Source organism: Ponticoccus litoralis (assembly GCF_039769985.1).
In the GTDB taxonomy this organism is placed as follows: domain Bacteria; phylum Pseudomonadota; class Alphaproteobacteria; order Rhodobacterales; family Rhodobacteraceae; genus Ponticoccus; species Ponticoccus litoralis.
In genome coordinates, this window is record NZ_JBDNCH010000002.1 from 2,301,906 (window position 1) to 2,326,616 (window position 24,711).

Sequence of the window (24,711 nt, forward strand, 5' to 3'; positions counted from 1 at the left end):
CACCCCCTCTCATCGGGAGCCCGCCGCGCCTGGCAAGCCCTGACGGTCCGGTGAGCGGGGCAGGGTGGGTCTGCGCCTCCCCCGCCCCCGGCGCGATCAGGCCTGACCCGCCAGAAGCGCCGCATTGCCCCCGGCTGCCGTCGTGTCGATGCAGACGTGGCGTTCGGCGCGGGTGTGACCCCGGTCCGGCAGGCCGGTGATCAGCGGCAGGATCGGCCCGGCGCGCCCGGCCAGCGCGGCGCGGCAGGCCGCGCCGGTCGTGGCGTCGCCCCACCACAGCACCCCCGCGATGCCGGTCAGGGAGCCGAGCGCCTCTGGCGGCAGGCTGCCGGTGGCGGTGACCGCGCTGCCGCCTGCGGCGCGGACGGCGCGGGCCTGCGCCTCTGCTGCTGCCGCTCCCGGCCCGAGGCACAGCAGCGGCGGGCGCGGCATGTCGGTCAGCTGGTTGGCCTCGCCGGTCGGGCCGGGAAGCTCGGTACGGGCGGATGGTGCGCCGGCGGGGGCGCGGGCGATCAGGGTCTCCAGCGCCTGCGGGTCCATGGCGTCGGTCCAGTCCGCCACCGCGCCCGGCGCGGGCTGCTGGCGGAACCGGTCGAGGTAGAGCGGCCCGCCCGCCTTGGGGCCGGTGCCGGACAGGCCCTCGCCGCCGAAGGGCTGGCTGCCCACGATGGCGCCGATCTGGTTGCGGTTGACGTAGAGGTTGCCCGCGTGGACCCGGTCGGTCACATGCTGCACGCGGTCGTCGATGCGGGTCATCAGGCCGAAGGTCAGCCCGTAGCCGGTGGCGTTGATGGCGTCGATCACCGCGTCCAGCCGCGCCGCCTTGAAGGTCGCTACATGCAGCACGGGGCCGAAGATCTCGCGCTCCAGCGCCTCGATGCCGGGCACTCGGATCAGGGTGGCCGGGACGAAGTGCCCCTGGGCGGGGGTGTCCAGCGCATGCAGCACGCGGCCCTCGGCGCGGGCCTGTTCGATGTGGGACAGGATGCCCGCACGCGCCTCGGCGTCGATCACCGGGCCGACGTCGGTGGCCACCTGCCAGGGGTCGCCCGTTTCCAGCGCCGACATGGCGCCCTTCAGCATCTCCAGCACCGTATCGGCCACGTCCTCCTGCAGGTAGAGGCAGCGCAGCGCGGAACAGCGCTGGCCCGCCGACTGGAAGGCGCTTTCCACGATGGCCTGCACCGCCTGTTCCGGCAGGGCGGTCGAGTCGACGATCATCGCGTTCAGCCCGCCGGTCTCGGCGATCAGCGGCGCGCCGGGGGCGAGATGGGCGGCCATGCTGCGGTGGATCGCCTGCGCCGTCTCCGTCGAGCCGGTGAAGGCCACGCCGTCCACCGCGCCGCAGGCGGTCAGTGCCGCGCCAATGTCGCCCGCGCCGGGCAGCAGTTGCAGCGCCGCGCGCGGGACACCGGCCTCGTGCAGCAGTTCCACGGCGCGGAAGGCCACCAGCGGCGTCTGCTCGGCGGGCTTGGCCAGCACCGCGTTGCCCGTGGCCAGCGCGGCAGAGACCTGCCCCGTGAAGATCGCCAGCGGGAAGTTCCACGGCGAGATGCAGGCGAAGGTGCCGCGCGGCGGGGCGCCCTCGGCGCGGGCGGCGTAGTAGCGCAGGAAGTCCACCGCCTCGCGCAGTTCGGCCACCGCATCCAGCAGGGTCTTGCCCGCCTCGCGGTGCAGGATCGCAAAGAGCTCGTCCCTGTGCGCCTCGTAAAGATCGGCGGCGGCGTTCAGGACGCGGGCGCGGGTGGCCGCGTCGGCCTGCCATGGCTGTGCGGCCTGCGCGGCGGCGCGGGCGCCCTCGGGTGTGGCCAGCGTCACCGCGCCGACCCTGTCGGAGGGATCGGCGGGATTGGTGAGGGGTTCATCGGCGCCCTGCGCGGCCTCGACAGCCAGCAGCGGCCCGGCCTGCCAGCGGTGCGCGCGGAAGGCGTCGCGGCCCTTGTCCAGCGCGTGCAGCGTCGGGCGGTGGCGCAGGTCATGGCCCTTTGAGTTCGGGCGTTCGGGCTGGAACAGCGCGGCGCCGGTCGGCAGGCTGCCGGGCCGGGCGGTGTCGAAGGGGTCGGCGGCCACCACCTCTGGCGGCACTTCCTCGTCGACGATCTGGTTCACGAAGGACGAGTTCGCGCCGTTTTCCAGCAGCCTGCGCACGAGGTAGGCCAGCAGGTCGCGATGCGCACCCACGGGGGCGTAGATGCGGCAGCGCGTGCCCTCGCGGTCCTTCACGAGCCCATGCAGCGTCTCGCCCATGCCGTGCAGGCGCTGGAATTCGAAGGCGGATTTGTCATCCGCCATGTGCAGGATCGCCGCGACCGTATGGGCGTTGTGGGTGGCGAACTGCGGGTAGATGCGGTCGGTCATGGACAGCAGCTTGCGGGCATTGGCGATATAGCTGACATCCGTGGCGGCCTTGGCGGTGAAGACCGGGAAGGCGTCCAGCCCCGCCACCTGGGCGCGCTTGATCTCGGTGTCCCAATAGGCGCCCTTGACCAGCCGCACCATGATGCGCCGGTCCAGCCGCGTCGCCAGCGCGTGCAGCCAGTCCAGCACCGGGGCGGCGCGCAGCCCGTAGGCCTGCACCACCACGCCGAAGCCGTCCCAGCCCGCCAGCTGCGGGTCGGACAAGGCCGCCTCGATGATGTCGAGCGACAGCGCGAGGCGGTCGGCCTCTTCCGCGTCGATGTTCAGGCCGATCCGCGCATCCTTGGCCTGTTTGCAGAGCGCCGTCAGGCGGGGGACCAGCACCGCCATGGAACCCGCGCGCTGCAACTCGTCGTAACGGGGGTGCAGGGCGGACAGCTTCACCGAGATGCCCGGGTTGTCGCGGATGTCGCGGGCCTTCGCCGCCCCGGCAATGGCCTCGATGGCCCGCGCGTAGGCATCGAAATAGCGCTGTGCGTCGGCCTCGGTGCGCGCGGCCTCACCCAGCATGTCGTAGGAGTAGCTGTAGCCCTTGGCCTCCATCTTCGAGCCGCGCGTCATCGCCGACCGGATCGTCTCGCCCAGCACGAATTGCGAGCCCATCTCGCGCATGGCCCGGCCCACGGCGGTGCGGATCACCGGCTCGCCCAGCCGCTTGATGGCGCCGCGCAGATGGCCCACCGGCCCCGGTGGCGTGTCCTCCAGCACCTTGCCGGTCAGCATCAGCGCCCATGTCGAGGCATTGACCAGCGGCGAGGTCGAATGCCCCATGTGCCGCCCCCAGTCCGAGGGCGCGATCTTGTCCTCGATCAGCGCGTCGATGGTCCGCGCGTCGGGCACGCGCAACAGCGCCTCTGCCAGACACATCAGCGCGATGCCCTCGTCGGTAGACAGGCCGTATTCGGCGAGGAAGACCTCCATCAGGCCGGGGCGGGTGCTGCCGCGGATGTCGCGCACCAGCCGCGCGGCATCCTGCGAGATGGCGCGGCGGTCGCTTTCGCTGAGCGCGGCCAGCGTGCGAAGGTCGGAAAGGACCTGCGCCTCGGGCGCGTAGGTCAGGGCGTCGATACGGTCGCGCAGGTCTGTCATGGTGTCCTTGGGAAAAACATGGGGCTCCGGAGGGTATTCCGACCATAGTATCGCAATCTCGTCAGTCGGATTGACCAAGTTTGAACTTCCGGCTTATCGTTTCGCCTGAAAATGGGGGTAAAACGATGCAAAGTGAAATTGCGGATCTGGATGGCTTCGACCGGGCGATTCTGGCGACTCTGGCCAGCGAGGCGCGGATTTCCGTCACCGAACTGGCGCGGCGCATCGGCCTGTCCAAATCGCCGACGCAGGCGCGGCTGAAACGGCTGGAGGAAAACGGCATCATCCGGGGCTACCGGGCCTCGCTGGATCCGATCCGGCTGGGCCTCGACCATGTTGCCTTTGTCGAGGTGCGCATGATCGACACCCGCGAACCGACGCTGGCCAAGTTCAACGCCGCCGTCGCCGCCATTCCCGAGATCGAGCAGGCGCATCTGATCGCGGGCAATTTCGACTACCTGCTGAAGGTGCGCACGGCGGACATGCCCAGCTACCGGCAGGTGCTGGCGGACAAGATCTCGACCCTGCCGGGCATGGCCTCGACCTCGACCTATGTGGCCATGGAGGCGGTCAAGGACGACGGTCTCGCCGAAGTGACTTGACCCTGGGGCAGGCGGCTTTGCATCCTGCCTGCATGAGACTGGCCGCCGCGATGAGTGTTCTTGCGCTGCCCGCGCTGGCGGATGGCTGCCCCGAGGTGCCGGATATCTCGGAGGCGATGGCGCCGCTCTATGACAGCCTGCTGACGGCCCCGGACGAAGGGACGGCGCGGCTGATCGTCAACCGGATGTGGGCGCTGTGGGACGACGCGCCCGACGAGCCAAGCCAGATGATGCTGGACGAGGGCATGCGGGCGCGGGCCTCTTACGATTTCCTGCGCGCGCTCGATCGCTTCGACGCGCTGGTGGGCTACTGCCCGCATTACGCCGAAGGCTACAACCAGCGCGCCTTCGTGAATTTCATCCGGCAGGACTACGCGCTGGCTCTGCCCGATCTCGAACGCGCGCTGGAACTGCGCCCGCGCCATGTCGGCGCGCTCTCGGGCTATGCGCTGACGCTGCTGGCGTTGGGGCGCGAGGCAGAGGGGCAGGCGGCCCTGCGCGCGGCGCTGGCGGTGAACCCCTGGCTGGCGGAACGCGCGCTTCTGAAACCGGTGCCGGGCGAAGAGCTCTGATCTGAACGCCGCGTCTGCCCTTGCAAGGTCCGATGCCGTTTCCCCGAGGTCGTGCTGCCTTCAGGGCGCGGCCCCGCAGCGCCGTTGACCGGGGCGTCGCCGAAACCGGTTTTGCCCGGACCATCGCCGCAGCGTGGGCCCCCTTGCAGTAGACACAGCCGTCCGCCTGTCGGGGGCGGGCAGTGCGCCGCCGGGAGGGCGGATTCCGCCTGTTCCTCTGCGCATGTGCTTGCTAGAGAGTTCCCGCTGGCCCGCGTGGTGGAATGGTAGACACAGGAGACTTAAAATCTCCAGGCCTTGTGCCGTGCCGGTTCGAGTCCGTACCGCGGGTACCAGCGGGCCCGAGAACACAGGCAAAGGCAAGCCATGTCCCATCCCCTTCTGATCGGCATCGACGGCGGCGGCACGACCTGCCGCGGCGCAGCGCTTTACGGGGGCAAGCGCGTGACCCGCGCCGTCCCGGGCGCCAATGCGACCTCTGACTTCGAGGGCGCGGTGGCCGCGGTGCGGGCCGTCGTGCAGGCGCTGGCAGAGGCGCTGGACCTGCCGGTCGAGAGGCTTGCGCAGGCGCCGGCCTATCTGGGCATGGCCGGGGTCGTGGATGCCCGCGTCGCAGAGCGCCTGCGCAGGGAGCTGCCCTTTGCCCGGTTGGTGATCGAAGAGGACCGGCGCGCCTCCGTGGTGGATGCGCTGGCGGCGCGCGACGGCGCCGTGGCGGTGATCGGCACCGGGTCTTTCCTTGCGCGGCAGACGGGTGGCGCCATGCGCTTTCTCGGCGGCCACGGGCTGGCTCTGGGTGACGAGGCCTCGGGCGCATGGCTGGGCCGCGAGGCCCTTGCCGCGACGCTGCGGGTGTCCGAGGGCTGGGGCGCCGGGTCGGACCTGACGCGCGGGCTGTGGGACGAGATGGGCGGGCGCAGCGGCATCATCGCCTTCGCCACGCGGGCGCGGTCGCGCGATCTGGCCGAACTGGCGCCGGGCGTGGTGGCCGCCGCCGAGGGCGGCGACGCGCAGGCCGTCGACCTGATCACGCGCGGCGCCGGCTACATCGCCGGGGCACTGACGGCGCTGGGGTGGCAAAGCGGTGAGGCGCTGTGCCTGACCGGCGGGCTGGGGCCGGTCTATGCCGGGGCCCTGCCGACCGCCATGCGCGCGGCGCTGACGAAGCCGCAGGGGGCGGCGCCCGACGGGGCACTGGCGCTTGCGGGCCGGATGGCCGAGGGGTGCCTGCCATGACCGGCCTGCCGGGACAGGGCGGGGCGCGCTGCGCCCTGCGGATGCATTGGCGCGCGCGGCCTGGCCGGGTGTGGGCCGTGGCGGGCGGGCCGATGGCCGCGCGGCTGGGGCGTGACAGGCGGGCCCCGGCTGCTTCGGCAGATGTGCACGGGAGGCGGGTGTGAGCGATCTGACCCTGCGCGCGCCGCGTGTCTTCGACGGCAGGGATTTTGTCGGGGCCGAGGTGCGGATCTCGGGCGGCCGGTTCGGCGGCGCCGGAGGCCCGGTCGGGCTGCTGGACGAGGGTGTCCTGCTGCCGGGCTTCGTCGATCTTCAGGTCAACGGCGGCGGCGGGGTCATGTTCGACGCGGCGCCGACGGTCGAAACCCTGCGGTTGATGTCGCGGGTGCACGGCGGGCTTGGCGCGACGACGATCCTGCCCACGGTGATCTCTTCCGGGCCGGAGGTGGTGAGCCGCGCCATTGCCGCCGTTTCCGATGCCCTGCGGGCGGGTGTGCCGGGCATCGCCGGGCTGCATCTGGAGGGGCCGCATCTGGCACCCTCGAAGAAGGGCGCGCATGACGGGGCCCTGATCCGCCCGATGACCGGGGCGGACCTTGCCGAACTGATGGAGGCGGCACGCGCCTTGCCCTTCCTCATGGTCACGGTGGCGCCCGAGGCGGTGACGAACGCGCAGATATCGGCGCTGGCCGGGGCGGGGGTGGCGGTCTCGCTGGGCCATACCGATTGCTCTGCCGAGGCGGCGCGGGCGGCCTTCGACGCGGGGGCGCGCCATGTCACGCATCTGTTCAACGCCATGAGCCAGATGGGCGCGCGGGCGCCGGGGCTGGTCGGCGCGGCGCTGGATGCGGCGGTGTCAGCGGGGGTGATCGCGGATCTTCTGCATGTCGATCCGGTGGCGCTGCGGGTGGCGCTGGCGGCCCGGGACAGCGGCATCCACGCGGTCTCGGACTGCATGGCACTGGCGGGCTCGGAGGAGCCGGGCTTTGCGCTGAACGGGCGCCGGGTGCTGCGCAGCGAGACCACGGTGGTGCTGGCCGGTGGCGCGGCGCGGCAGGATCGCCTGACGCTGGAAGACGGCACGCTGGCGGGGGCCTGCCTGACGCTGGCCCAATCGGTGCGCAATCTGGTGGGCATCGGCGTGCCGGAGGCCCGCGCGCTGGCCATGGTCACCGGCACCCCCGGCGCGCATCTGGGGTGCGGACGGATCCGGGACGGCGCGTCGGCGGATCTGGTCTGGCTGGGGGCGGACTGGTCCCTGCGGGGGGTCTGGCGCGCGGGGCTGCGGCTGGCCTGACGCTGCGTGGCGGCGCGGGACCCTGGCGAGGCGGTTGGCTTGGGCGGGGCGGTTGCCTTGCGGAGCGCCTGCAGCGCGCATTCCCTCTTGGGGGCGGAGCCCCCAAACCCCCGTCGGGGCGCTGCCCCAGACCCCGAGGTATTTCAAGACCAAAGAAGGGCGGGCGGTTCGGGCCTGCCGCCGGATGCCGGGGGCAGGGGGGTGGTCAGCTTTTGCGGCGCAGGCGGATGACCACGTCGACGGAGGCGATTTCGGCGCCCTCGGGGGCCTTGGGCAGGCGCGAGATCACCAGTTCGTCCGAGGGGGCGTCGGTCAGATGGGCGTCGTCCTCCCAGTAGAAATGCGGGTGGTCGTGGGTGTTGGTGTCGAAGTAGCTGCGCGAGCCGTCCACCGTCACCTCTTGCATCAGGCCGGCGTCGCAGAAGGCGCGCAGCGTGTTGTAGACTGTCGCGAGGGAGACCTGCTCGCCCTGATCCTGGGCGGAGACGAAGAGGCTTTCGGCGGTGACATGGCGGTTCTGGCCGTCGCCGACCAGCAGCGCGGCGAGGGCGACGCGCTGACGGGTCGGGCGCAGGTCGCTGTGCGCCAGCCATGCCTTGCCGCGTTCCGTTGCACTGGGTCATCGCCTGTCCATGCCGTCTGCCTTGGGTCCTTGTGGAATATAGGAGCTTGCGGGGGCGGAATTCAAACAGATTTCGCCGGGACCGCCCGCACCCTTGCGCCGCGCCGCAACCCGGTGCTAGAGGGGGCCGGATTTTTCCCGGTCACGGGAGACCAGCAAAAGGGGCGTGCCGACATGGCCGACTATCCGACCAGCTTCGGCAAGGAAGACCTTCTGAAATGTGCACGCGGCGAGCTTTTCGGGCCGGGCAATGCCCAGCTGCCCGAGCCTCCGATGCTGATGATGGACCGGATCACCGAGATTTCCGGCGACGCGGGGCTGCACGGCAAGGGCCATGTGCGGGCCGAGTTCGACATCACGCCGGACCTGTGGTTCTTCGAGTGTCACTTTCCCGGCAACCCGATCATGCCGGGCTGTCTTGGCCTTGACGGGCTGTGGCAGCTGACCGGCTTCAACCTGGGCTGGCGTGGCTGGACGGGGCGCGGCTATGCGCTGGGTGTCGGCGAGGTGAAGCTGAAGGGCATGGTGCGGCCCGACCGCAAGATGCTGACCTACAAGGTGGATTTCACCAAGGCGGTGCAGACGCGCCGGCTGACCATGGGTGTGGCCGATGGCATCGTCGAGGCCGATGGCGAGGTGATCTATGAGGTCAAGGACATGAAGGTGGCGCTCAGCGAGAACTGAGGGCTGCCCGGCCTCGACGGCGGCGGACTGTTGCGGGCCGGTGCCTTGGGCGCCGGCCTTTTTCATGGCGGCGCCGGGCGGGTTTTCGCGACCGTCTCTGTCAAGGGCGTCAGCGCAGGGCGCGGCGATCCTTCAGGGGCGCCGTGCGCACCGCCTCTCGCTGGATCGGGACGAGGTGGCCGATGGCGGGGCGGAAGGCCTGATGCGCCGGGCTTCCGTCGAGAAAATCGAAGATCCGCAGCAAGTTGACCGGGTGCTGTCGGACCAGCCGCTCCAGGCGCGCCACGAGCCGCGTCGGTGGAATGGGCGTCGATGATCGCGCAGGCGGCCTGCGTGGGGGTCAGCACGGCGTAGTCCGTGGGGGCGCGGACCGTATCGCGCAGCGCGTCGAAAGGCGAGGCGCCGAGGGCGCGGAACTTCGGCATATGCAGGCGCAGGCCCGTGACCGGACAGTCCAGGCGCGACCCGCGTCCTTGCCGGACACCCAGCGGGGCCAGCGCGGCGACGAGTCGCCTGCGCATCGGGCCGTTCAGCATGTCCATGTCGGCGCGGTCGTAACGCAGATCGTCGAAGACAGAGACCAGCCGCAGGCCCCGATCCGCGAGGCAGAGGTAGGGATCGCGGTCCAGAACCGCCGCGAGGGCCTCTTCGGCCTCGGGGTCGGGCGGGTGGCGGGCCGGTTTCTGGGGCGGTGACATCCAGCGCGTCAGGCGGCGGAACACGGGCGGGCCTCTCCAATGTCTCGGGGCGGTCGACGGCGGCGCGTTCGCCGCTATCTTGTGCAGGGAAGAGAGGCCGTGCGAACCGGAGGTCAAGCCCGTGCTGCAGGACAAGCGAAGCGATCTGGATGCGGAGAAGCGCAAGCGGCTGCTGGAGCGCCTGATGCGCGACCTCAGCGCCTCGGACCCCGAGTTCTACTATCGTTCGACAAGCGAGGTGGCGCAGGGGATCGAGCAGAGGGTGGCGCGCGGCGAGGGCCTGAACGCCGAGGAGCGGGCGCTGCTGGCGCCGCTCAGCCGTCGCGACATCCAGGTCCTGCTGAGCCTGCATTGAGGTCCGGGACCGGCGGGCCGGGTGGTCCTTGGACGGAAATGGCCCGGCGTCCCCCGGGGCAGGGGCTGCGCATTCCCCGCCGCCGAAGCGACGGATCGGGCCGCCATGCGGGGGATAAGCGTGTCGGTCCGCCCCTTCCCGCCTTGCGCCACCCGGCCCGCGTCCCTTAGTAAGGCGCAAGCAAATGCAAGGGAGGCCGTATGCGCCGTGTCGTCGTCACCGGGCTGGGGATCGTGTCCAGCATCGGGAACAATGCCGAAGAGGTACTGGCCTCTCTGAAGGCCGGAAAGTCCGGGATATCCGCATCCGAAGAGATGAAGGAGCACGGATTCCGCAGCCAGATTTCCGGCCAGCTGAAGATCGACGTGACCGAACATGTCGACAAGCGGACCCTGCGCTTCATGGGGCCGGGGGCGGCCTATGCCCATATCGCCATGCAACAGGCCATCGCCGATGCAGGGCTGGACGAGAGCGACATCGTGAACCCGCGCACCGGGCTGGTGGCGGGCTCTGGCGGGCCGTCGACAAGCGCGCTGCTGACCGCGCATGAGACGGTGCTGAAGACCGGCGCGACCAAGCGGGTCGGCCCCTTCGCGGTGCCCAAGGCCATGTGCTCGACGATCAGCGCCAACCTCTCGACCGCCTTCAAGATCAAGGGCATCAACTACTCGATCACCTCGGCCTGCTCGACCTCGCTGCATTGCATCGGCAACGCGGCGGAACAGATCATGCTGGGCAAGCAGGACGTCATGTTCGCGGGCGGCGGCGAGGAACTGGACTGGACCCTGTCCTGCCTCTTCGACGCCATGGGCGCCATGTCCTCGAAGTACAACGACACGCCCGAGAAGGCCTCGCGCGCCTTCGATGCGGGCCGGGACGGCTTCGTGATTTCCGGCGGCGGCGGCATCGTCGTGCTGGAAGAGCTGGAGCACGCCCGCGCGCGCGGTGCGAAGATCTATGCAGAGGTCACCGGCCTTGGCGCAACCTCGGATGGCGCCGACATGGTGGCGCCGAGCGGAGAGGGCGGCGAGCGCGCCATGCGGCTGGCGCTGTCGACCCTGCCCGAAGGCCGCAAGGTCAGCTATATCAACGCGCATGGCACCTCGACCCCGGTGGGCGACGTCGGCGAGATCGAGGCGGTGCGCCGGGTCTTCGGCGAGGGCGACACGCCGCCGGTGTCCTCGACCAAGTCGATGACCGGCCACAGCCAGGGCGCCACCGGCGCGCAGGAGGCGATCTATTGCCTGCTGGCGCTGGAGCATGATTTCATCATCCCCTCGATCAACGTGGAAACGCTGGACCCGGCCCTGAAGCCGGCAGAGATCGCCACCGCGCTGGTCGAGGATGCCGGGCTCGATTCGGTCATGACGAACTCTTTCGGGTTCGGCGGGACGAACGGGTCGATGGTGCTGTCGAAATTCCGGGACTGACGCGGGGCGTTTGAGATGACGATTTCCTTGGAAGGCAAGCGCGGGCTTGTCATGGGTGTGGCGAACGAGCGATCGATCGCCTGGGGCATTGCGAAGGCCTGCGCCGAGGCGGGGGCCGAGCTGGCCTTTACCTATCAGGGCGAGGCCTTCGGCAAGCGGCTGGAGCCGCTGGCGGCCTCTGTCGGGTCGGATTTCATGGTCGATGTGGATGTCACCGACGATGCCTCGCTGGATGCCGCCTTTGAGAAGCTGGGCGCGCGCTGGGACCGGCTGGACTTCGTTGTCCATGCCATCGCCTACAGCGACAAGTCCGAACTGACGGGGCGGATCCTGAACACCTCGCGCGGGAACTTCCGCAACTCCATGGACATCTCGGTCTATTCCTTCATCGACGTGGCGCGGCGGGCGCATCCGCTGATGACGGCGGGCGGCACGCTGCTGACGCTGACCTACATGGGCTCGACCCGGGTGACGCCGAACTACAACGTCATGGGGGTCGCCAAGGCGGCGCTGGAATCGACCACGCGCTATCTGGCCAACGACCTCGGGACGGACGGAATCCGGGTGAATGCGATCTCGCCCGGGCCGATGAAGACGTTGGCCGGTGCGGCCATCGGCGGCGCGCGCAAGACCTACAAGCACACCGACATGAACGCGCCGCTGGGCGCAAATGCGACGCTCGAGGCGGTGGGCGGCACGGCGGTCTACCTGATCTCGGACGCAGGCGCCTGCACGACCGGAGAGATCATCCGCGTCGACGGCGGCTATCACGTGCTGGGCATGCCGCAATACGATCACCTCTGAACGCGCGGGACGGCCCGGCGCGCGCCCTCAGCCCGCCTTGATGTCACAGGCCCGGCCCCGAAAGGAGCCGGGCCTTTTTTCTGTCATGGTTTGGCGGGCCGGGCCTGACGCGGGGCGCGACGCCCCGTGCGGCGGCTGTGGCTGCGCTGGTTCGGTGCGCCTGAAAGCCGGTGCGGGGCCGCGGATCTGGGGGGCGTTGATCGCGGCACCGCGGGGGCCGGATCGGGCGGCGCGGGGCTTGGCGCTGCCCCGTGCCGGTCGCGAAACCTGCTTGCCGGGCAGCGAGGAGCAGGGAGGTTTCCGTTGCGAAAGCCGCGTGCTAGCCTTCGCCTGCCAAAGTGGAGTTGTCTCATGAAACCAGTTGTCGCCCTTGTCCCTCTTTGCCTTCTCGCCGCCTGTGCCGGGGGCGGCGGCCCGCGCGCCGAGGCGCCGGGGAACGACGGTGTGGCGGAGCGGCTGGCCATCGGTGCGACACAGGCCGATATCGAGGCGCAGCTTGGGCTGGAGCGCGGGTTCGAGCGCAATCCGGCGGATTTCGACGAATCCTGTGTCAGCTTCGTCTACGCCGGAGACGGGCAGGAGCGGTTCGTGCACGCGATCTTCCGCGACAACCGGCTGGTCCGCGCCACGGACGGGCACGCGGTGCTGTGCACCTACGGGTCGCGCGCCTCGAAGGAGGTCTGAGGAACCGCCGGGGGGCCTGTGTCGTTCCTTGGTGAACGGCAAAGAGGATCCCATGACAATCAGGATCACCCTGAAGAGCACGGAGCCGGTGACACATGACACCCACCGGCTGACCTTCGAAAAGCCCGAGGGGTTCGACTTCACCCCCGGGCAGGCCACGGATTTCGCGCTGGACCGGGACGGTTGGCGCGACGAACGGCGGCCCTTCACCTTCACCAGCCTGCCGGGCGACGATCATCTTGAATTCACGATCAAATCCTACCCCGACCACGACGGGGTGACGAAACGGATCGGCCAGATGGCGCCCGGCGACACGGCGCTGATCGGGGGCCCCCGGGGCGCGATCGAGGACAGGGGCGACGGTGTCTTCATCGCGGGCGGCGCCGGGGTGACGCCCTTCATCGCCATCCTGCGCAACAAGCTGGCCGGGACGGGAACCCTGCAGGGCAATACGCTGGTCTTCTCGAACAGGACGGACCGCGACATCATCCTGCGGCAGGAGTTCGAGGCCATGCCCGGGCTGAACTGCTACTGGACCGTGACCGACCAGCCGGGCAGCCCGCTGGCCCGGGGCCGGATCGATGCAGAGCTTCTGTCGACGCTTGTCGTGCCGGGGCGGGACACCTGCTACATCTGCGGACCCGACCCGATGATCGGTGCCATGCAAAAAGGGCTGGCCGCGGTCGGCGTGCCCCGGGCCCGGATCGTGACCGAGGATTTCGGCTGACCGTCCCGCGCGCCTTCCGAGGCGCGGGCCGGGGGGCGGGGAAGGGGGTGTCGCGCCCCGGGATGCCCGCCCGCGCGGGCGGGTCCGTCCTGCGGTGATGCGAAAAGCGCCCCCGTCCCTCTGGCGTCGGGGCGTCTTGGCCTGTAAGGGCCTTGCGGATGACCGAGGCGAACCGCGACAGACTGCGCAGGCTCTTGAAGGCCGGTTTCGGCGTGGCCCTTGTCGTCACGCTGTATTTCGCCTTCCAGCTTGGCCAGACGGCCTTTCACTGGGATCAGGCGCGCAACCGGCAGGATCTGGAGCCCCGGATGACACCGCGCTACGTGGCGCATACGCGGCGCGTCCCGCCCGAGGTCATCGGCGCGGCGCTGGGGCTGTCGCCCGATGCGCCGCCCCGGCGCATGACCCTGCGCGAGGTCGCGGCGCTGCGCGGCGTGCCCGTCGAAGAGCTGATGCGCGCGCTCGACGCCGCCATCTCGACCTACCGGGAGGCGCAGCGATGAGCCCGGATGTGGTGCAGCTTCTGGCCGATTACGGGCTTTGGGCGATTGCCATCGCGACCTTCACCTCCTGCCTTGCGGCGCCGGTGCCCTCGACCTTCCTGATGCTGGCGGGCGGGGCCTTTGCGGCCGCGGGCGACATGAGCCTGACGGCGATCTGCGTCACCGCCTACCTGGGGGCCCTGCTGGGGGACCAGGTGGGATACTTCATCGGACGCCGGGGTGGTTCGGGGCTGGTGGCGCGGCTGCGCGCCCGGCCCAAGATCGGGCGCAGCGTGGGTCGCGCGCAGGATGCGGTGGCGCGCTGGGGGGCCATCGCGGTCTTCCTGTCGCGCTGGCTGGTGGCGCCGCTGGGGCCCTATGCCAACCTGATCGCCGGGGCCGGGGGGCTGGCACGGGCCAAGTTCACGCTGGGCAGCGTGAGCGGCGAGGTGATCTGGGTCGGGATGTATGTCTCTCTGGGCTACTTCTTTTCCGCCGAGATTGCCGAGATCGCCGAGCTGGCGCAGGAGTTCGGGGGGCTGGTCGCGGGGGGTGTCGTCGCGGCCTTCCTTGGCTGGCTGCTGTTCCGGCGCCGCGCGGCGGAGCGTGCCGCCGCGGAGTAGCACCCTCTCTCGCGGAGCGCCTTCGGCGCGCTCTCACGCCCGAGGGTTTCACCCTCGGACTCCCGTCGGGGCTCTGCCCCGAACCCCGAGGTATTTTCGAGACCAAAGAAGCAGGGGGCCCGTGGCTTCTTTGGTCTTTCAAATACCTCGGGGGGGCGAGCGCAGCGAGCGGGGGCAGAGCCCCCACCGGTCGTCCGCCGTCAGGCGGGCGACACCGCGCAGCGGCGGGTCAGGCGGTCAGAACCACTGGCCCGGCTCCATCAGGCCGAGGTCGAGAAGCTGGCGGGAGTGCCATTCGAAGGGCATGGAATTGTGCCAGCGGAAGCTGCGGATGTCATGGCTGCTGCCGGGGTTGTGCTTCAGCGCCTTGGCGGTGCGGAAGGAGGCCACCGCCGCGGTCAGGTTGTTGTGCCAGGGGCAGGCGTAGGTGTTGTATTCCTCGTCGTCGAAGGTGTGATCCTCGCGCAGGTGCAGCCCGGGTCTGGCGCGAAACAGGCTGATGCGGTCGATCTTGCGGCGGGCCAGCGGCACGTGTTCCTCGTGGCGCCAGCGCAGCCCGCCGAAGAAGTCGAGTTGCCGCTCTTTCGGGTGGTTGTGGTTGGCCGGGTCGGGCCGTGCCAGCGCGTAGTAGCCCGAGCGGTCGAGCCATGCGTCGTCGAGCGAGACGGCGCCGGGCGCGCGGGCGAGGTCCCCGGCGTAGAGGTCGACCACATAGGTCAGCATCGCGTCGCGCCGTTCCTCGGTGTGGAAGGCGAGCATCTCGCCCACCGTGCGCGTTTCGCAATAGGGGTAGAAGAGGTATTCGGCGTTGTAGCAGTAGTAGAACCACTGGCCCGGGGCGGCGGCGATCAGGGTGTTTACCGCCGCCTGCAGCACGCCTTCGGCGGTCATGTCGGTGTCGATGCGGTGGACCTTGTCCTGCAGGTCCGCGGCGATCTCGAAGCGGGGCGGCGAGAACAGCAGCACCGTGCGGAAGCCCGAATGGCGGTGGTGCCGGAGCGTGGTGTCCAGCTCTGCCGCGTCTTCGGCGAAGACAAGCGCCACCGGCCCGGTCTGCAGCGCGGCGCGGGCGCGGTTCAGGAAGTCCTTGAGGTCGCGGTACTGCATGGAAGCCTTCTTGCGGGCGGTCCGCTGCAGACTCTGTGAAAATCTCGCGCATTGCAAGCCGGGGGGATTGTGCTGTAGTGCAGGCCCCTGATCCGTGACCGGAAGGAAGCAGGCGATGACCGCGAAGAAGCTCTTCATCAAGACCTACGGCTGCCAGATGAACGTCTACGACAGCGAGCGCATGGCCGAGGCCATGGGCGGCGAGGGCTACGAGGTCACCGACCGCCCTGACGACGCGGACATGATCCTGCTGAACACTTGCCACATCCGCGAGAAGGCGGCGGAGAAGGTCTATTCCGAGCTGGGCCGCTACAAGGGGCTGAAGGCGGCGCGCCCGGATCTGAAGATCGGCGTGGCGGGCTGCGTGGCGCAGGCCGAGGGTGAGGAGATCATGAAGCGTCAGCCCATGGTCGATCTGGTCGTCGGGCCGCAGAGCTACCACCGCCTGCCCGAGCTGACCGCGCGCACCCACAACGGCGCCAAGGCCATCGACACGGATTTCCCCGAAGAGGACAAGTTCGCGCATCTCAAGGGTCGGTCCAAGGCGCGGCGCGCGCCGGCGGCCTTCCTGACCGTGCAGGAGGGCTGCGACAAATTCTGCGCCTTCTGTGTCGTGCCCTACACGCGCGGGGCCGAGGTTTCGCGCCCGGCTCGACCGGGTTGTGGCCGAAGCGCGCGATCTGGTCGAGCGCGGCGTGCGCGAGATCACCCTCCTGGGCCAGAACGTCAACGCCTATCACGGCCACGAGGGCGGGCTGGCCGGGCTGATCCGCGCGCTGGAGAAGATCGAGGGTCTGGCGCGCATCCGCTACACCACCTCGCATCCCAACGACATGGACGAGGCGCTGATCGCGGCCCATGGCGACTGCGAGAAGCTGATGCCCTACCTGCATCTGCCGGTGCAGGCGGGCTCGGACCGGGTGCTGAAGCGGATGAACCGCCAGCACACGGCAGAAAGCTACCTGCGCCTGATCGAGCGGCTGCGCGCGGTACGGCCCGACCTGCATATGTCCGGCGATTTCATCGTGGGCTTCCCGGAAGAGACCGAAGAGGACTTCCGCGATACCCTCTCGCTGATCGAGGCGGTGGAATATGGCAGCGCCTTCTCCTTCAAGTATTCCGAGCGCCCCGGCACCCCCGCCGCAGAGCGCCCGCAGGTGCCCGAGGACGAGAAGGACGACCGCCTGCAGCGGCTTCAGGCCCTGCTGACGAAACAGCAGCGCGCGCTGCAGGACGCCATGGTCGGACGCGAGGTTCAGGTGCTCTTCGAAAAGCCCGGACGGCTGCCCGGGCAGATGGTCGGCAAGTCGGAATACCTGCACGCCGTGCATGTCGAGACCGACGCTCTGGCCGCCGGGGACCCGGCGCGAATCCGAATCGTTTCCTCGGGGCCGAACTCTTTGAAAGGGGTTGTGGCAGGGGCGCAGGAACGGCGCGAACCGATTGTTTCGCAACCATCATCTTAAATATCCACAACAAACACGCGCGCTTGCGGGAATTGTTTCCGAAACCGTGACGGTGCCGCTTGCTTTTTCCTTCACAGGCAAAGCACATTTGCTAATGTGTTGATTATAGTTAATTTGCGCGGCCCGCTGCCAAACGGGAGCCGTGCACTTGGGGGACTCATGAGTAAAGGGAAAGAGGCTGTGGCAAACCGCATCACCAAGGCCATCGGAGCGATGGCTCTGGCCGCTCTTGCAGGTCTGTCGGCCACGGCGCCGGCCTTCGCTGACCAGACGGCGCAGAACGACGCGTTCATTTCGACGCAGAACACCCGCACGATCCGGGGCGAACAGTATATCCCGGGCATCTGGGTCGATCCCGACGGCTGCGAGCACTGGGTCATGGACGACGGTGTCGAGGGCTACATGGACAACCACCTCGATCGCAAGGGCATCCCGGTCTGCCGCCGCCAGAACACCTGCGGCGTGCTGAACACCGACCAGTTCTTCGCCACCGACAGCTACAGGATCTCGCCGCAGGGCAAGCAGCGTCTCGCCGAGTTCTTTTCCAATGCCACGGCCATCGCCTATGTGATCGCCGGCCACACCGACAGCCGGGCCTCGGACGCCTACAACATGAAGCTGAGCTACAATCGCGCCGTCTCGGTGGCCAGCATCGCGCGTGGCCTCGGGCAAGAACGTGACCGACATCCGCGGTTACGGCGAGCGCATGCCGGTGGCCTCGAATGCCACCGCGCAGGGCATGGCCAAGAACCGTCGCGTCGAAATCATCTGCATTCGCTGAGGAACCAGGACATGACCATTCTCAAACCGATCCTCGCCCTTGCCCTTGCCGGCAGCCTTGCGGGCTGTGTCGACGCGCCGATCGGCCCCGACAAGAGCCAGGACCGCAACACCTTCGACCGCGATGACCTGTCGCAGATGCGCGCGGGCATCTGGGTCGATCCCAACGGCTGCGATCACTGGATCATCGACGACGGCGTCGAGGGCTACCTCTCGGGCCGGCTCGACAAATACGGCAAGCCGGTCTGCTCGGGTGTTGCCCCGCCGACCATCGCCACCGGCGATTTCAAGCAGGGCTCGACCAGCATCATCGGCGACCCGCTCTAGGCGCATAGCCACCAGGACGCGACCGCGCGGGTGCCTCCCGCGCGGTCGTTTTTCGTTTCAGAGCCGTGACATTCGGCCCTCAAGTCTTGCGTCCCGCCGCCGGGGTTGGCACCATATCTGTACAACCAGGTGTGGAGACGTGCGTGACCACGGGCATATTGAGCGAAACCGTTCTCGAATTCCCCGACAACAGACTGCTGATCGACCTTTGCGGAGAGTTCGACCGCAACCTGACCGATATCGAATCCCGGACCGGCGTGCAGATCCTGCGCCGCGGCAACCAGTTGGCGATCCATGGGTCCGAAGAGGCGCTGGCGGATGCCACGCAGGTGCTTCAGGCGCTCTACCAGCGGTTGGAACAGGGGCGGGCGGTCGGCCATGGCGACATCGACCGCGAATTCCGCATGGCGGAGGATCATACCGACCCGGACGAGCAGCTGGAGATGTTCACCGGCGGCAAGGTCGAGATCAAGACCCGGAAGAAGCTGATCGAGCCGCGCACCGACGCGCAGAAGGCCTATGTCCGGTCGCTCTACCAGAACGAGATGGCCTTCGGCATCGGCCCCGCGGGCACCGGCAAGACCTACCTTGCGGTGGCGGTGGGGGTGAACATGCTGATCACCGGCGCCGTCGACAAGATCATCCTTTGCCGCCCCGCCGTCGAGGCGGGCGAGCGTCTGGGCTTCCTGCCCGGCACGCAGGAGGAAAAGGTCGATCCCTACATGCAGCCCTTGATGGATGCGCTGAACGACTTCCTGCCCGGCAAGCAACTGGCGAAGATGCGCGAGGAAAAGACCGTCGAGATCGCGCCCTCGGCCTTCATGCGCGGGCGCACGCTGTCGAATGCCTTCGTGGTGCTGGACGAGGCGCAGAACGCCACGACCATGCAGATGAAGATGTTCCTCACCCGTCTGGGCGAGGGCTCGCGCATGGTGATCACCGGCGACCGGACCCAGATCGACCTGCCGCGCGGCGTGCCCTCGGGGCTGGCCGATGCGGAACGGCTGCTCGACCACATCCCCGGCATCTCGTTCAATTACTTCAGTTCGAAGGACGTGGTGCGACACCCTCTGGTCGCCGCCATCATCGAGGCCTATGAGAAGGACGCAGAGGGCGCCTGACGCCCCTGTTTCTTCTTGGTCCAAATACTCTCGGGGGTCCGGGGGCAGAGCCCCCGGCGGTTACCATCATGCTCACCGATCCGATAATCGAGGACGACCGCTGGCAGGCTGCGGGCCTCGATGCGCTGGCCGAAGAGGCGGCGCGCGCCACGCTGGCCCATCTCGGCCTCGATCCCGGGGATTTCGAGATCGCCGTTCTGGCCTGCGACGATGCCCGCATCGCCACGCTCAACGCCGATTTCCGCGGCAAGCCGCGCCCGACCAACGTGCTGTCCTGGCCCGCGCAGGATCTCGCGCCCGAGGCGCCCGGCGCTTCGCCGGCGCCGCCGGACCCCGAGGACGACCCGCATCACCTTGGCGACATTGCCCCGGCCTTCGAGACCTGCGCGGCACGAGGCAGAGGCCGCGGGCAAGAATTTTTCCGCTCATGTGACGCATCTTGTCGTTCACGGGGTGTTACATTTGCTGGGTTACGACCATATCCGTGACGAGGATGCCACGGTTATGGAGGGTCTCGAGGCGGCCATACTTGGCAAGCTCGGGCTGCCGGACCCATATTCAGAGGATAACGGGCCGGATGGCCTATGACTGGAACGGATTGATGGGCGATACAGAAGGCTCGTCTACGGCGGCGCAGAGCGCGCAGCAGACGGGATATACAATTGACGAAGAGGACTCTCCGGGGCTGATCCGGCGGGTCATGGGATGGCTCGGCGGCTCTGACGATGGCGGCGGCGACGACGCCGATGCCGGACGCGGGGGCAATACCCTGCACGGGATGATGAATCTCCGCCGGATGCGGGTCGAGGATGTGGCCATTCCCAAGGTTGAAATCGTGGCCGTACCCGACACGATTTCCAAGGAGGATCTCGTGAAGGTCTTCCGCGAAAGCGGCATGACGCGGCTGCCGGTCTACTCCGGCACGCTCGACACGCCGGTCGGCATGGCCCACCTGAAGGACTTCGCGCTGGCCTATGGCTTCAACGGCTCGGGCAACCGGTTCAACCTGAAACGGATGCTGCGCCCGCTGGTCTACGTGCCGCCCTCGATGCCGATCGGGGTGCTGCTGACCAAGATGCAGTCCGAGCGGCGGCACATGGCTCTGGTGATTGACGAATACGGCGGCGTCGACGGGCTGGTGACCATCGAGGACCTGATCGAACAGGTCATCGGCCAGATCGAGGACGAGCACGACACCGAGGACGAGGCCAACTTCACGCGCGAGAAGGCGGGCAGCTATCTCGCGCTGGCGCGCACGCCGCTGGACGAGTTCGAGGGCGAGATCGGCCTGCGGCTGACCGAACACGACGACATCGACGAGGAAGAGATCGACACCCTGGGCGGTCTCGTCTTCATGCTGGCGGGCCGCGTGCCCGCGCGCGGCGAAGTCGTGCGTCACCCCGAGGGCATCGACTTCGAGGTGGTGGATGCGGATCCGCGCCGCATCAAGCGCCTGCGGGTGCGCCTGCCGGGCACAGGGCGTGGCGCCGCGCCGCGTCCGGCGCAGGTCCTTGCAGAGGGCGGCGCGCAGGCGGGGTCGGACGGCACCGGCGATCATGCCTGACAGCGCCGGGGCGCCGATGCCAGGCGCCGGACGCCGCCACCCCGATCCGGCGCCGCCGCCGGACCGGCGCAGCACTCTGCCGCGCTGGATGCGCCTGCCGCTCGCCGTGGCGGCGGGCGTGGTCATGGGGCTGGGACAGGCCCCCTACGATCTCTGGATCTGCGGGCTTGCCGGGCTGGTGGCGGCCTTCTGGCTGTTCCGGGTCAGCCCTCGCGGCGGTCTTGCGGCGGGCACCGGCTGGGCCTTCGGGCTGGGGTACTTCGGCTTTTCCATGGGCTGGATCGTCGAGCCTTTCCTCGTCGATGCGGCGGAAACCGGCTGGATGGCGCCCTTCGGGCTGATCGGTCTGGCGGGCGGGCTGGCGCTGTTCTGGGGGCTGGCCTTCTGGGGCGCCGCCCGGGCGCGCCGCTATGCGCCCGCGGCGCTGGTCCTGTCCTGGACCGCGGCGGAACTGGCGCGCGGCTACGTGCTGACCGGCTTTCCCTGGGCCAATGTCAGTTATCTCTGGCTGCCGACGCCGGTCATGCAATGGGCCTCCCTTGTCGGCCCCTATGGCCTGACCGCGCTGACGCTGGCTCTGGCGGCGCTTCTGGCCGAGGCCCTGCCACCGGCGCCGCGTGCGCGTGCCGGGTTGGCCGGAGGGGCCCCGGGCGCGGTGCTTCTGGCCGTGGGCTGGGCCCTGCTGCCGCCGCTTCAGGCGCTCGACGGTCGTCCGGTGGTGCGCCTGATCCAGCCCAATGCGCCGCAGGACCAGAAGTGGGACCCGGACATGGTCCCGGTCTTCTTCAACCGCCAGGTCGAATACACAGAGGCGCCCCCCGCCGAGGGGCAAGAGCCGCCCACGCTGATCCTGTGGTCCGAAACCGCGCTGCCGATGCTGCTGCACAACGCCGGCGATGCGCTGGGGCTGATCAGCCATGTCGCAGGCGCGGCGCAGGTCGTCGTGGGCATCCAGCGCGAAGAGATGGGCCGCTGGCACAACTCGCTTGTGCTGATGGACGCCGAGGGCGACCTCGCGCAGGTCTACGACAAGCACCACCTCGTGCCCTTCGGCGAATACATGCCTGCCGCCGGGCTCTTTGCGCGCTGGAACATCGCCGGGCTGGCCGCGCGGGCCGAAGGCGGCTACAGCGCCGGGCCGGGGCCGGAACTGCTGGATCTGGGGCCGCTGGGCAGCGCGCTGCCGCTGATCTGCTACGAGGCGGTCTTTCCGCAGGACGTCCACCGCGCGCCCGCCCGGCCCGAGATGTTGATGCAGCTTACCAACGACGCCTGGTTCGGCCAGTTTTCCGGGCCTTATCAGCATCTTGCACAGGCGCGCATCCGCGCCATCGAACAGGGCCTGCCGATGCTGCGATCCGCCAATACCGGCGTTTCGGCGGTGATCGACGGGGCGGGGCGGGTGCTGGCCTCGCTGCCGCTGGGCGAGGCGGGATTCCTCGATGCGCCGCTGCCGCCGCCGCTGCGGATGACGCCCTATGCGCGGACCGGCGACCTGCCGGTGTTCTTGCTGATCCTCCTCGGCGCGGGGTGCGCTGTATTTACCGCTTGGAAAGGGCGCGCCCGCAAACCCCATTGACCCCCCATCGGCCCGGGCGTAGGGGCTGTGGGATACAAAACCGTCACAACGGCTTCCTGGCGTGGCGGATAAACCCGAATGGAGCGCTTTCCCATGTCCCGGCAGAATTACACGTTCACGTCCGAGTCCGTCTCGGAGGGGCATCCCGACAAGGTCTGTGACCGGATCTCGGATGCCGTCCTCGACGCCTTTCTGGCCGAAGACCCGCTGGCGCGCGTCGCCTGCGAGACCTTCGCCACCACCAACCGCGTCGTCATCGGCGGCGAGGTCGGCCTGACCGACCAGGCCAAGCTGGCCGAGTACATGGGCCGCATCGAGGACATCGCCCGCGCCTGCATCAAGGACATCGGCTACGAGCAGGACAAGTTCCACCACGCCACCTGCGAGGTGACCAACCTGCTGCACGAACAGTCGGCGCATATCGCGCAGGGCGTGACCGGCCAGCAGGGCGACGAGGGCGCAGGCGATCAGGGCATCATGTTCGGCTACGCCACCGACGAGACCGACGCGCTGATGCCGGCGCCGATCCAGTACAGCCACGCGATCCTGCGCCGCCTTGCCGAGGTGCGCAAGGACGGCACCGAGCCGGTGCTCGGCCCCGATGCCAAGTCGCAGCTCTCGGTCCGATACAAGGACGGCAAGCCGGTCGGCGTGACCTCGATCGTGCTCTCGACCCAGCACATGGACCCGGACATGACCAGCGCCGACGTGCGCGCGGTGGTGGAGCCCTACATCCTGCAGACCCTGCCCGAAGGCTGGGTGACGCCCGAGACGGTCTGGCACGTCAACCCGACCGGCAAGTTCGTCATCGGCGGGCCGGACGGCGACGCGGGCCTGACCGGTCGCAAGATCATCGTCGACACCTACGGCGGCGCGGCCCCGCATGGCGGCGGCGCCTTCTCGGGCAAGGACCCGACCAAGGTGGACCGCTCGGCGGCCTATGTGGCGCGCTATCTTGCCAAGAACGTGGTGGCGGCGGGCATGGCCTCGCGCTGCACGGTGCAGCTGTCCTATGCCATCGGCGTGGCCAAGCCGCTGTCGATCTACGTCGAGACCCACGGCACCGGAGAGATCCCGGCAGAGAAGATCGAGCAGGCCATCCCCAAGGTCATCGACCTGACGCCGCGCGGCATCCGCACGCATCTGGACCTCAACCGCCCGATCTACCAGCGCACCGCGGCCTACGGCCACTTCGGTCGCGCCCCCGAGGCGGATGGCGGCTTTTCCCGGGAACGCACCGATCTTGCCGAGGCGCTGAAGAAGGCGGTCTGACCGCCCGCACCGGCCAGAGTTTCCAAGGCGTCCCCCCGGGGGCGCCTTTTCTTTTTGGTCACCCGGTCTGTCTGGCTGGCTGGGGCCGCATGGCCGGAAAGGGGAAATGACGGGAGGGGCCGCCGGCCCGTGGCCGTGGCCGGCCTGCCGGGCGCCAGCGCCGGGATGATGGCGGTGCGCCACGGGTTCCCCGGGCGGCGGTCGGGCGGCGGCCTCGGGGCGGGGCGCGGCGGCTCGCTGGCGCGGACCGACGCCGCCCTTGCCCGGAACCGCTTGGCGCGCTTTCATGCGGAGACCCGTTGCCCCCAAGGAATCGCCCCCATGCTGTGCCGCACCGTCCTGACCTGTATCGCGGTCCCCTTTCTGGCGCAGGCCGAGGCCGACGGGCAGCCCGAAAGCGGCAAGTTCCACGTCGACGGTCCGGTCCTGATCTACGACACCGAGGCCGCCTCCGACCCGGGCGACCGGGAGATCCAGAACGGCGATCTGGAGGACCTGCTCGAGATCCTGCGCGGCACCGAGGGCATCCGAAGCCTGCGGCTGAACAGCACCGGCGGCAGCGTCTGGGCAGGCAGTGAAATGGCCCGCGTGGTGATCGATTTCGAACTGGATACCGTGGTGGAGGGCGAATGTTCGTCCTCCTGCGTGACGATCTTCCTTGGCGGCACCCGGCGCGTCCTGGCGCGCGGCGGCAAGCTGGGCTTCCATCAGCGCAGCTGGGCGCCGGGCGCGATGAAGACCTATTACGACAGCTACGCCGGGGAAGAGGGCTGGGAGACACCCTTCGATTTCGCCTCCTGGGTCTATGAGGACACCCAGTCCGAGCTGTTCAAGGAGATGGGCTTCATGCAGTCGCGGGGCGTGGCGCTGGACTTCGCGATCGAGACCAAGCGCCTGCGCAGCACGACATGGTTTCCCACGCGGCTGGAGCTGGTGCAGGCCGGTGTGCTGACGGACTAGCCGGGACCGGCAGGGATGCGGCGCGCGGGCCCTGCGCGCGCGGGGAAGGGCCCTGCGCGCACCGGGGCCTGGTCACGGGGCCATTTGCGCCCTGCGCGGGCCGGGGGACAGCCTTTCCCGCAGCACTTGCCTGCCGGGGGAAGGGCCTTTTGCGCATGGGGCGCGGGCCGCACCGGCGGCGGCAAGGCCCTTCGGTCGCGCGCGGCGCCGCC

The 24,711-nt window shown here is 69.2% G+C and carries 21 protein-coding genes, 1 tRNA gene, 4 pseudogenes and 1 riboswitch; of the genes and pseudogenes, 22 read left to right on the plus strand and 4 right to left on the minus strand.

The features are described from left to right. Positions 1 to 96: 96 nt before the first annotated feature. Positions 97 to 3,507, minus strand: a complete 3,411-nt coding sequence (gene putA / locus ABFB10_RS12460) for a bifunctional proline dehydrogenase/L-glutamate gamma-semialdehyde dehydrogenase PutA (RefSeq protein ID WP_347166765.1) — start codon at positions 3,505 to 3,507, stop codon at positions 97 to 99. A gap of 125 nt (positions 3,508 to 3,632) precedes the next feature. Between putA and ABFB10_RS12465 the strand changes: the two genes are divergently transcribed. From ABFB10_RS12465 to ABFB10_RS12485, 5 genes are all read left to right on the plus strand, one after another. After that, positions 3,633 to 4,109, plus strand: a complete 477-nt coding sequence (locus ABFB10_RS12465) for an Lrp/AsnC family transcriptional regulator (RefSeq protein WP_347166766.1) — start codon at positions 3,633 to 3,635, stop codon at positions 4,107 to 4,109. Between the two features lie 50 nt (positions 4,110 to 4,159). Continuing rightward, positions 4,160 to 4,681 (plus strand): tetratricopeptide repeat protein, encoded by a 522-nt coding sequence (locus ABFB10_RS12470; protein ID WP_347166767.1) that lies wholly within the window; start codon positions 4,160 to 4,162, stop codon positions 4,679 to 4,681. Between the two features lie 249 nt (positions 4,682 to 4,930). Continuing rightward, positions 4,931 to 5,016: transfer RNA gene (locus ABFB10_RS12475), tRNA-Leu, on the plus strand. A gap of 31 nt (positions 5,017 to 5,047) precedes the next feature. Then, positions 5,048 to 5,917: a glucosamine kinase nucleotide-binding domain-containing protein gene (locus ABFB10_RS12480; RefSeq protein WP_347166768.1), complete on the plus strand. Its 870-nt coding sequence runs from the start codon at positions 5,048 to 5,050 to the stop codon at positions 5,915 to 5,917. Positions 5,918 to 6,077: 160 nt separating this feature from the next. Beyond that, a complete protein-coding gene (locus ABFB10_RS12485) occupies positions 6,078 to 7,214 on the plus strand; it encodes an N-acetylglucosamine-6-phosphate deacetylase (RefSeq protein ID WP_347166769.1) in 1,137 nt (378 codons plus the stop codon). Between the two features lie 205 nt (positions 7,215 to 7,419). Here the strand turns inward: ABFB10_RS12485 and irr are convergent. Next, positions 7,420 to 7,827, minus strand: a pseudogene (gene irr / locus ABFB10_RS12490) (Fur family transcriptional regulator Irr); the annotation flags it as partial. 183 nt (positions 7,828 to 8,010) lie between these two features. Here irr and fabA point away from each other — a divergent pair. After that, complete coding sequence (fabA, locus tag ABFB10_RS12495; RefSeq protein WP_206566135.1) at positions 8,011 to 8,520, plus strand: bifunctional 3-hydroxydecanoyl-ACP dehydratase/trans-2-decenoyl-ACP isomerase; 510 nt, start codon at positions 8,011 to 8,013, stop codon at positions 8,518 to 8,520. A gap of 62 nt (positions 8,521 to 8,582) precedes the next feature. Here fabA and ABFB10_RS12500 read toward each other — a convergent pair whose 3' ends face one another. Further along, positions 8,583 to 9,242, minus strand: coding sequence for a hypothetical protein (locus tag ABFB10_RS12500; RefSeq protein WP_347166770.1), 660 nt, complete (start codon positions 9,240 to 9,242; stop codon positions 8,583 to 8,585). Between the two features lie 97 nt (positions 9,243 to 9,339). Between ABFB10_RS12500 and ABFB10_RS12505 the strand changes: the two genes are divergently transcribed. The 7 genes from ABFB10_RS12505 to ABFB10_RS12535 all read left to right on the plus strand — a co-directional run bounded on the left by ABFB10_RS12505 (position 9,340) and on the right by ABFB10_RS12535 (position 14,323). Then, positions 9,340 to 9,573 carry a hypothetical protein gene (locus ABFB10_RS12505; protein ID WP_206566133.1) on the plus strand — a complete coding sequence of 78 codons (234 nt, stop codon included), beginning with the start codon at positions 9,340 to 9,342 and terminating at the stop codon, positions 9,571 to 9,573. A 200-nt stretch (positions 9,574 to 9,773) separates the two neighbouring features. Next, positions 9,774 to 11,003, plus strand: coding sequence for a beta-ketoacyl-ACP synthase I (fabB, locus tag ABFB10_RS12510; RefSeq protein ID WP_347166771.1), 1,230 nt, complete (start codon positions 9,774 to 9,776; stop codon positions 11,001 to 11,003). A gap of 15 nt (positions 11,004 to 11,018) precedes the next feature. Continuing rightward, positions 11,019 to 11,807, plus strand: coding sequence for an enoyl-ACP reductase FabI (locus ABFB10_RS12515; protein ID WP_023849516.1), 789 nt, complete (start codon positions 11,019 to 11,021; stop codon positions 11,805 to 11,807). 351 nt (positions 11,808 to 12,158) lie between these two features. Further along, positions 12,159 to 12,491 (plus strand): hypothetical protein, encoded by a 333-nt coding sequence (locus ABFB10_RS12520; RefSeq protein WP_347166772.1) that lies wholly within the window; start codon positions 12,159 to 12,161, stop codon positions 12,489 to 12,491. Positions 12,492 to 12,543: 52 nt separating this feature from the next. Next, positions 12,544 to 13,218, plus strand: a complete 675-nt coding sequence (locus tag ABFB10_RS12525; protein ID WP_347166773.1) for an FAD-binding oxidoreductase — start codon at positions 12,544 to 12,546, stop codon at positions 13,216 to 13,218. A 158-nt stretch (positions 13,219 to 13,376) separates the two neighbouring features. Then, entirely contained in the window at positions 13,377 to 13,721 is a 345-nt protein-coding gene (locus ABFB10_RS12530; protein WP_347166774.1) for a hypothetical protein, read from the plus strand. Continuing rightward, positions 13,718 to 14,323, plus strand: coding sequence for a DedA family protein (locus ABFB10_RS12535; protein ID WP_347166775.1), 606 nt, complete (start codon positions 13,718 to 13,720; stop codon positions 14,321 to 14,323). Before ABFB10_RS12530 ends, ABFB10_RS12535 begins: the two co-directional genes overlap by 4 nt. A gap of 237 nt (positions 14,324 to 14,560) precedes the next feature. On the opposite strand, the gene ABFB10_RS12540 is transcribed toward ABFB10_RS12535, so the two are convergent. Then, the gene (locus ABFB10_RS12540) at positions 14,561 to 15,430 is read right to left on the minus strand and encodes a hypothetical protein (RefSeq protein WP_347166776.1); all 870 of its coding nucleotides are present in this window, start codon (positions 15,428 to 15,430) and stop codon (positions 14,561 to 14,563) included. A gap of 115 nt (positions 15,431 to 15,545) precedes the next feature. On the opposite strand from ABFB10_RS12540, the pseudogene miaB reads away from it, so the two are divergent. The 9 genes and pseudogenes from miaB to ABFB10_RS12585 all read left to right on the plus strand — a co-directional run bounded on the left by miaB (position 15,546) and on the right by ABFB10_RS12585 (position 24,499). Further along, positions 15,546 to 16,896, plus strand: a pseudogene (miaB, locus tag ABFB10_RS12545) (tRNA (N6-isopentenyl adenosine(37)-C2)-methylthiotransferase MiaB). Between the two features lie 213 nt (positions 16,897 to 17,109). After that, positions 17,110 to 17,677 (plus strand): annotated as a pseudogene (locus ABFB10_RS12550) (OmpA family protein). Between the two features lie 11 nt (positions 17,678 to 17,688). Further along, complete coding sequence (locus ABFB10_RS12555) at positions 17,689 to 18,003, plus strand: hypothetical protein (RefSeq protein ID WP_347166777.1); 315 nt, start codon at positions 17,689 to 17,691, stop codon at positions 18,001 to 18,003. A 143-nt stretch (positions 18,004 to 18,146) separates the two neighbouring features. Then, positions 18,147 to 19,124 carry a PhoH family protein gene (locus ABFB10_RS12560; RefSeq protein WP_347166778.1) on the plus strand — a complete coding sequence of 326 codons (978 nt, stop codon included), beginning with the start codon at positions 18,147 to 18,149 and terminating at the stop codon, positions 19,122 to 19,124. Between the two features lie 68 nt (positions 19,125 to 19,192). After that, positions 19,193 to 19,712, plus strand: a pseudogene (gene ybeY / locus ABFB10_RS12565) (rRNA maturation RNase YbeY). 13 nt (positions 19,713 to 19,725) lie between these two features. Continuing rightward, complete coding sequence (locus ABFB10_RS12570) at positions 19,726 to 20,688, plus strand: hemolysin family protein (protein WP_347168009.1); 963 nt, start codon at positions 19,726 to 19,728, stop codon at positions 20,686 to 20,688. Positions 20,689 to 20,704: 16 nt separating this feature from the next. Then, positions 20,705 to 22,267 carry an apolipoprotein N-acyltransferase gene (gene lnt / locus ABFB10_RS12575; RefSeq protein WP_347166779.1) on the plus strand — a complete coding sequence of 521 codons (1,563 nt, stop codon included), beginning with the start codon at positions 20,705 to 20,707 and terminating at the stop codon, positions 22,265 to 22,267. Positions 22,268 to 22,304: 37 nt separating this feature from the next. Further along, positions 22,305 to 22,353, plus strand: a riboswitch (SAM-SAH riboswitch). A gap of 7 nt (positions 22,354 to 22,360) precedes the next feature. Next, complete coding sequence (gene metK / locus ABFB10_RS12580) at positions 22,361 to 23,539, plus strand: methionine adenosyltransferase (RefSeq protein ID WP_347166780.1); 1,179 nt, start codon at positions 22,361 to 22,363, stop codon at positions 23,537 to 23,539. Positions 23,540 to 23,668: 129 nt separating this feature from the next. Further along, entirely contained in the window at positions 23,669 to 24,499 is an 831-nt protein-coding gene (locus ABFB10_RS12585) for a hypothetical protein (protein ID WP_347166781.1), read from the plus strand. The last annotated feature ends 212 nt before the right edge of the window (positions 24,500 to 24,711 follow it).

Excerpts from the sequence above, each read along its gene's own strand:
- ABFB10_RS12465 (WP_347166766.1), top strand. The coding sequence starts at position 3,633 with ATGCAAAGTGAAATTGCGGATCTGGATGGCTTCGACCGGGCGATTCTG.
- ABFB10_RS12515 (WP_023849516.1), top strand. The coding sequence starts at position 11,019 with ATGACGATTTCCTTGGAAGGCAAGCGCGGGCTTGTCATGGGTGTGGCG.
- ABFB10_RS12470 (WP_347166767.1), top strand. The coding sequence starts at position 4,160 with ATGAGTGTTCTTGCGCTGCCCGCGCTGGCGGATGGCTGCCCCGAGGTG.
- ABFB10_RS12480 (WP_347166768.1), top strand. The coding sequence starts at position 5,048 with ATGTCCCATCCCCTTCTGATCGGCATCGACGGCGGCGGCACGACCTGC.
- fabA (WP_206566135.1), top strand. The coding sequence starts at position 8,011 with ATGGCCGACTATCCGACCAGCTTCGGCAAGGAAGACCTTCTGAAATGT.
- ABFB10_RS12530 (WP_347166774.1), top strand. The coding sequence starts at position 13,377 with ATGACCGAGGCGAACCGCGACAGACTGCGCAGGCTCTTGAAGGCCGGT.
- ABFB10_RS12555 (WP_347166777.1), top strand. The coding sequence starts at position 17,689 with ATGACCATTCTCAAACCGATCCTCGCCCTTGCCCTTGCCGGCAGCCTT.
- putA (WP_347166765.1), bottom strand. The coding sequence starts at position 3,507 with ATGACAGACCTGCGCGACCGTATCGACGCCCTGACCTACGCGCCCGAG.
- ABFB10_RS12540 (WP_347166776.1), bottom strand. The coding sequence starts at position 15,430 with ATGCAGTACCGCGACCTCAAGGACTTCCTGAACCGCGCCCGCGCCGCG.
- ABFB10_RS12535 (WP_347166775.1), top strand. The coding sequence starts at position 13,718 with ATGAGCCCGGATGTGGTGCAGCTTCTGGCCGATTACGGGCTTTGGGCG.
- ABFB10_RS12520 (WP_347166772.1), top strand. The coding sequence starts at position 12,159 with ATGAAACCAGTTGTCGCCCTTGTCCCTCTTTGCCTTCTCGCCGCCTGT.
- metK (WP_347166780.1), top strand. The coding sequence starts at position 22,361 with ATGTCCCGGCAGAATTACACGTTCACGTCCGAGTCCGTCTCGGAGGGG.
- lnt (WP_347166779.1), top strand. The coding sequence starts at position 20,705 with ATGCCAGGCGCCGGACGCCGCCACCCCGATCCGGCGCCGCCGCCGGAC.
- ABFB10_RS12525 (WP_347166773.1), top strand. The coding sequence starts at position 12,544 with ATGACAATCAGGATCACCCTGAAGAGCACGGAGCCGGTGACACATGAC.
- fabB (WP_347166771.1), top strand. The coding sequence starts at position 9,774 with ATGCGCCGTGTCGTCGTCACCGGGCTGGGGATCGTGTCCAGCATCGGG.
- ABFB10_RS12570 (WP_347168009.1), top strand. The coding sequence starts at position 19,726 with ATGGGCGATACAGAAGGCTCGTCTACGGCGGCGCAGAGCGCGCAGCAG.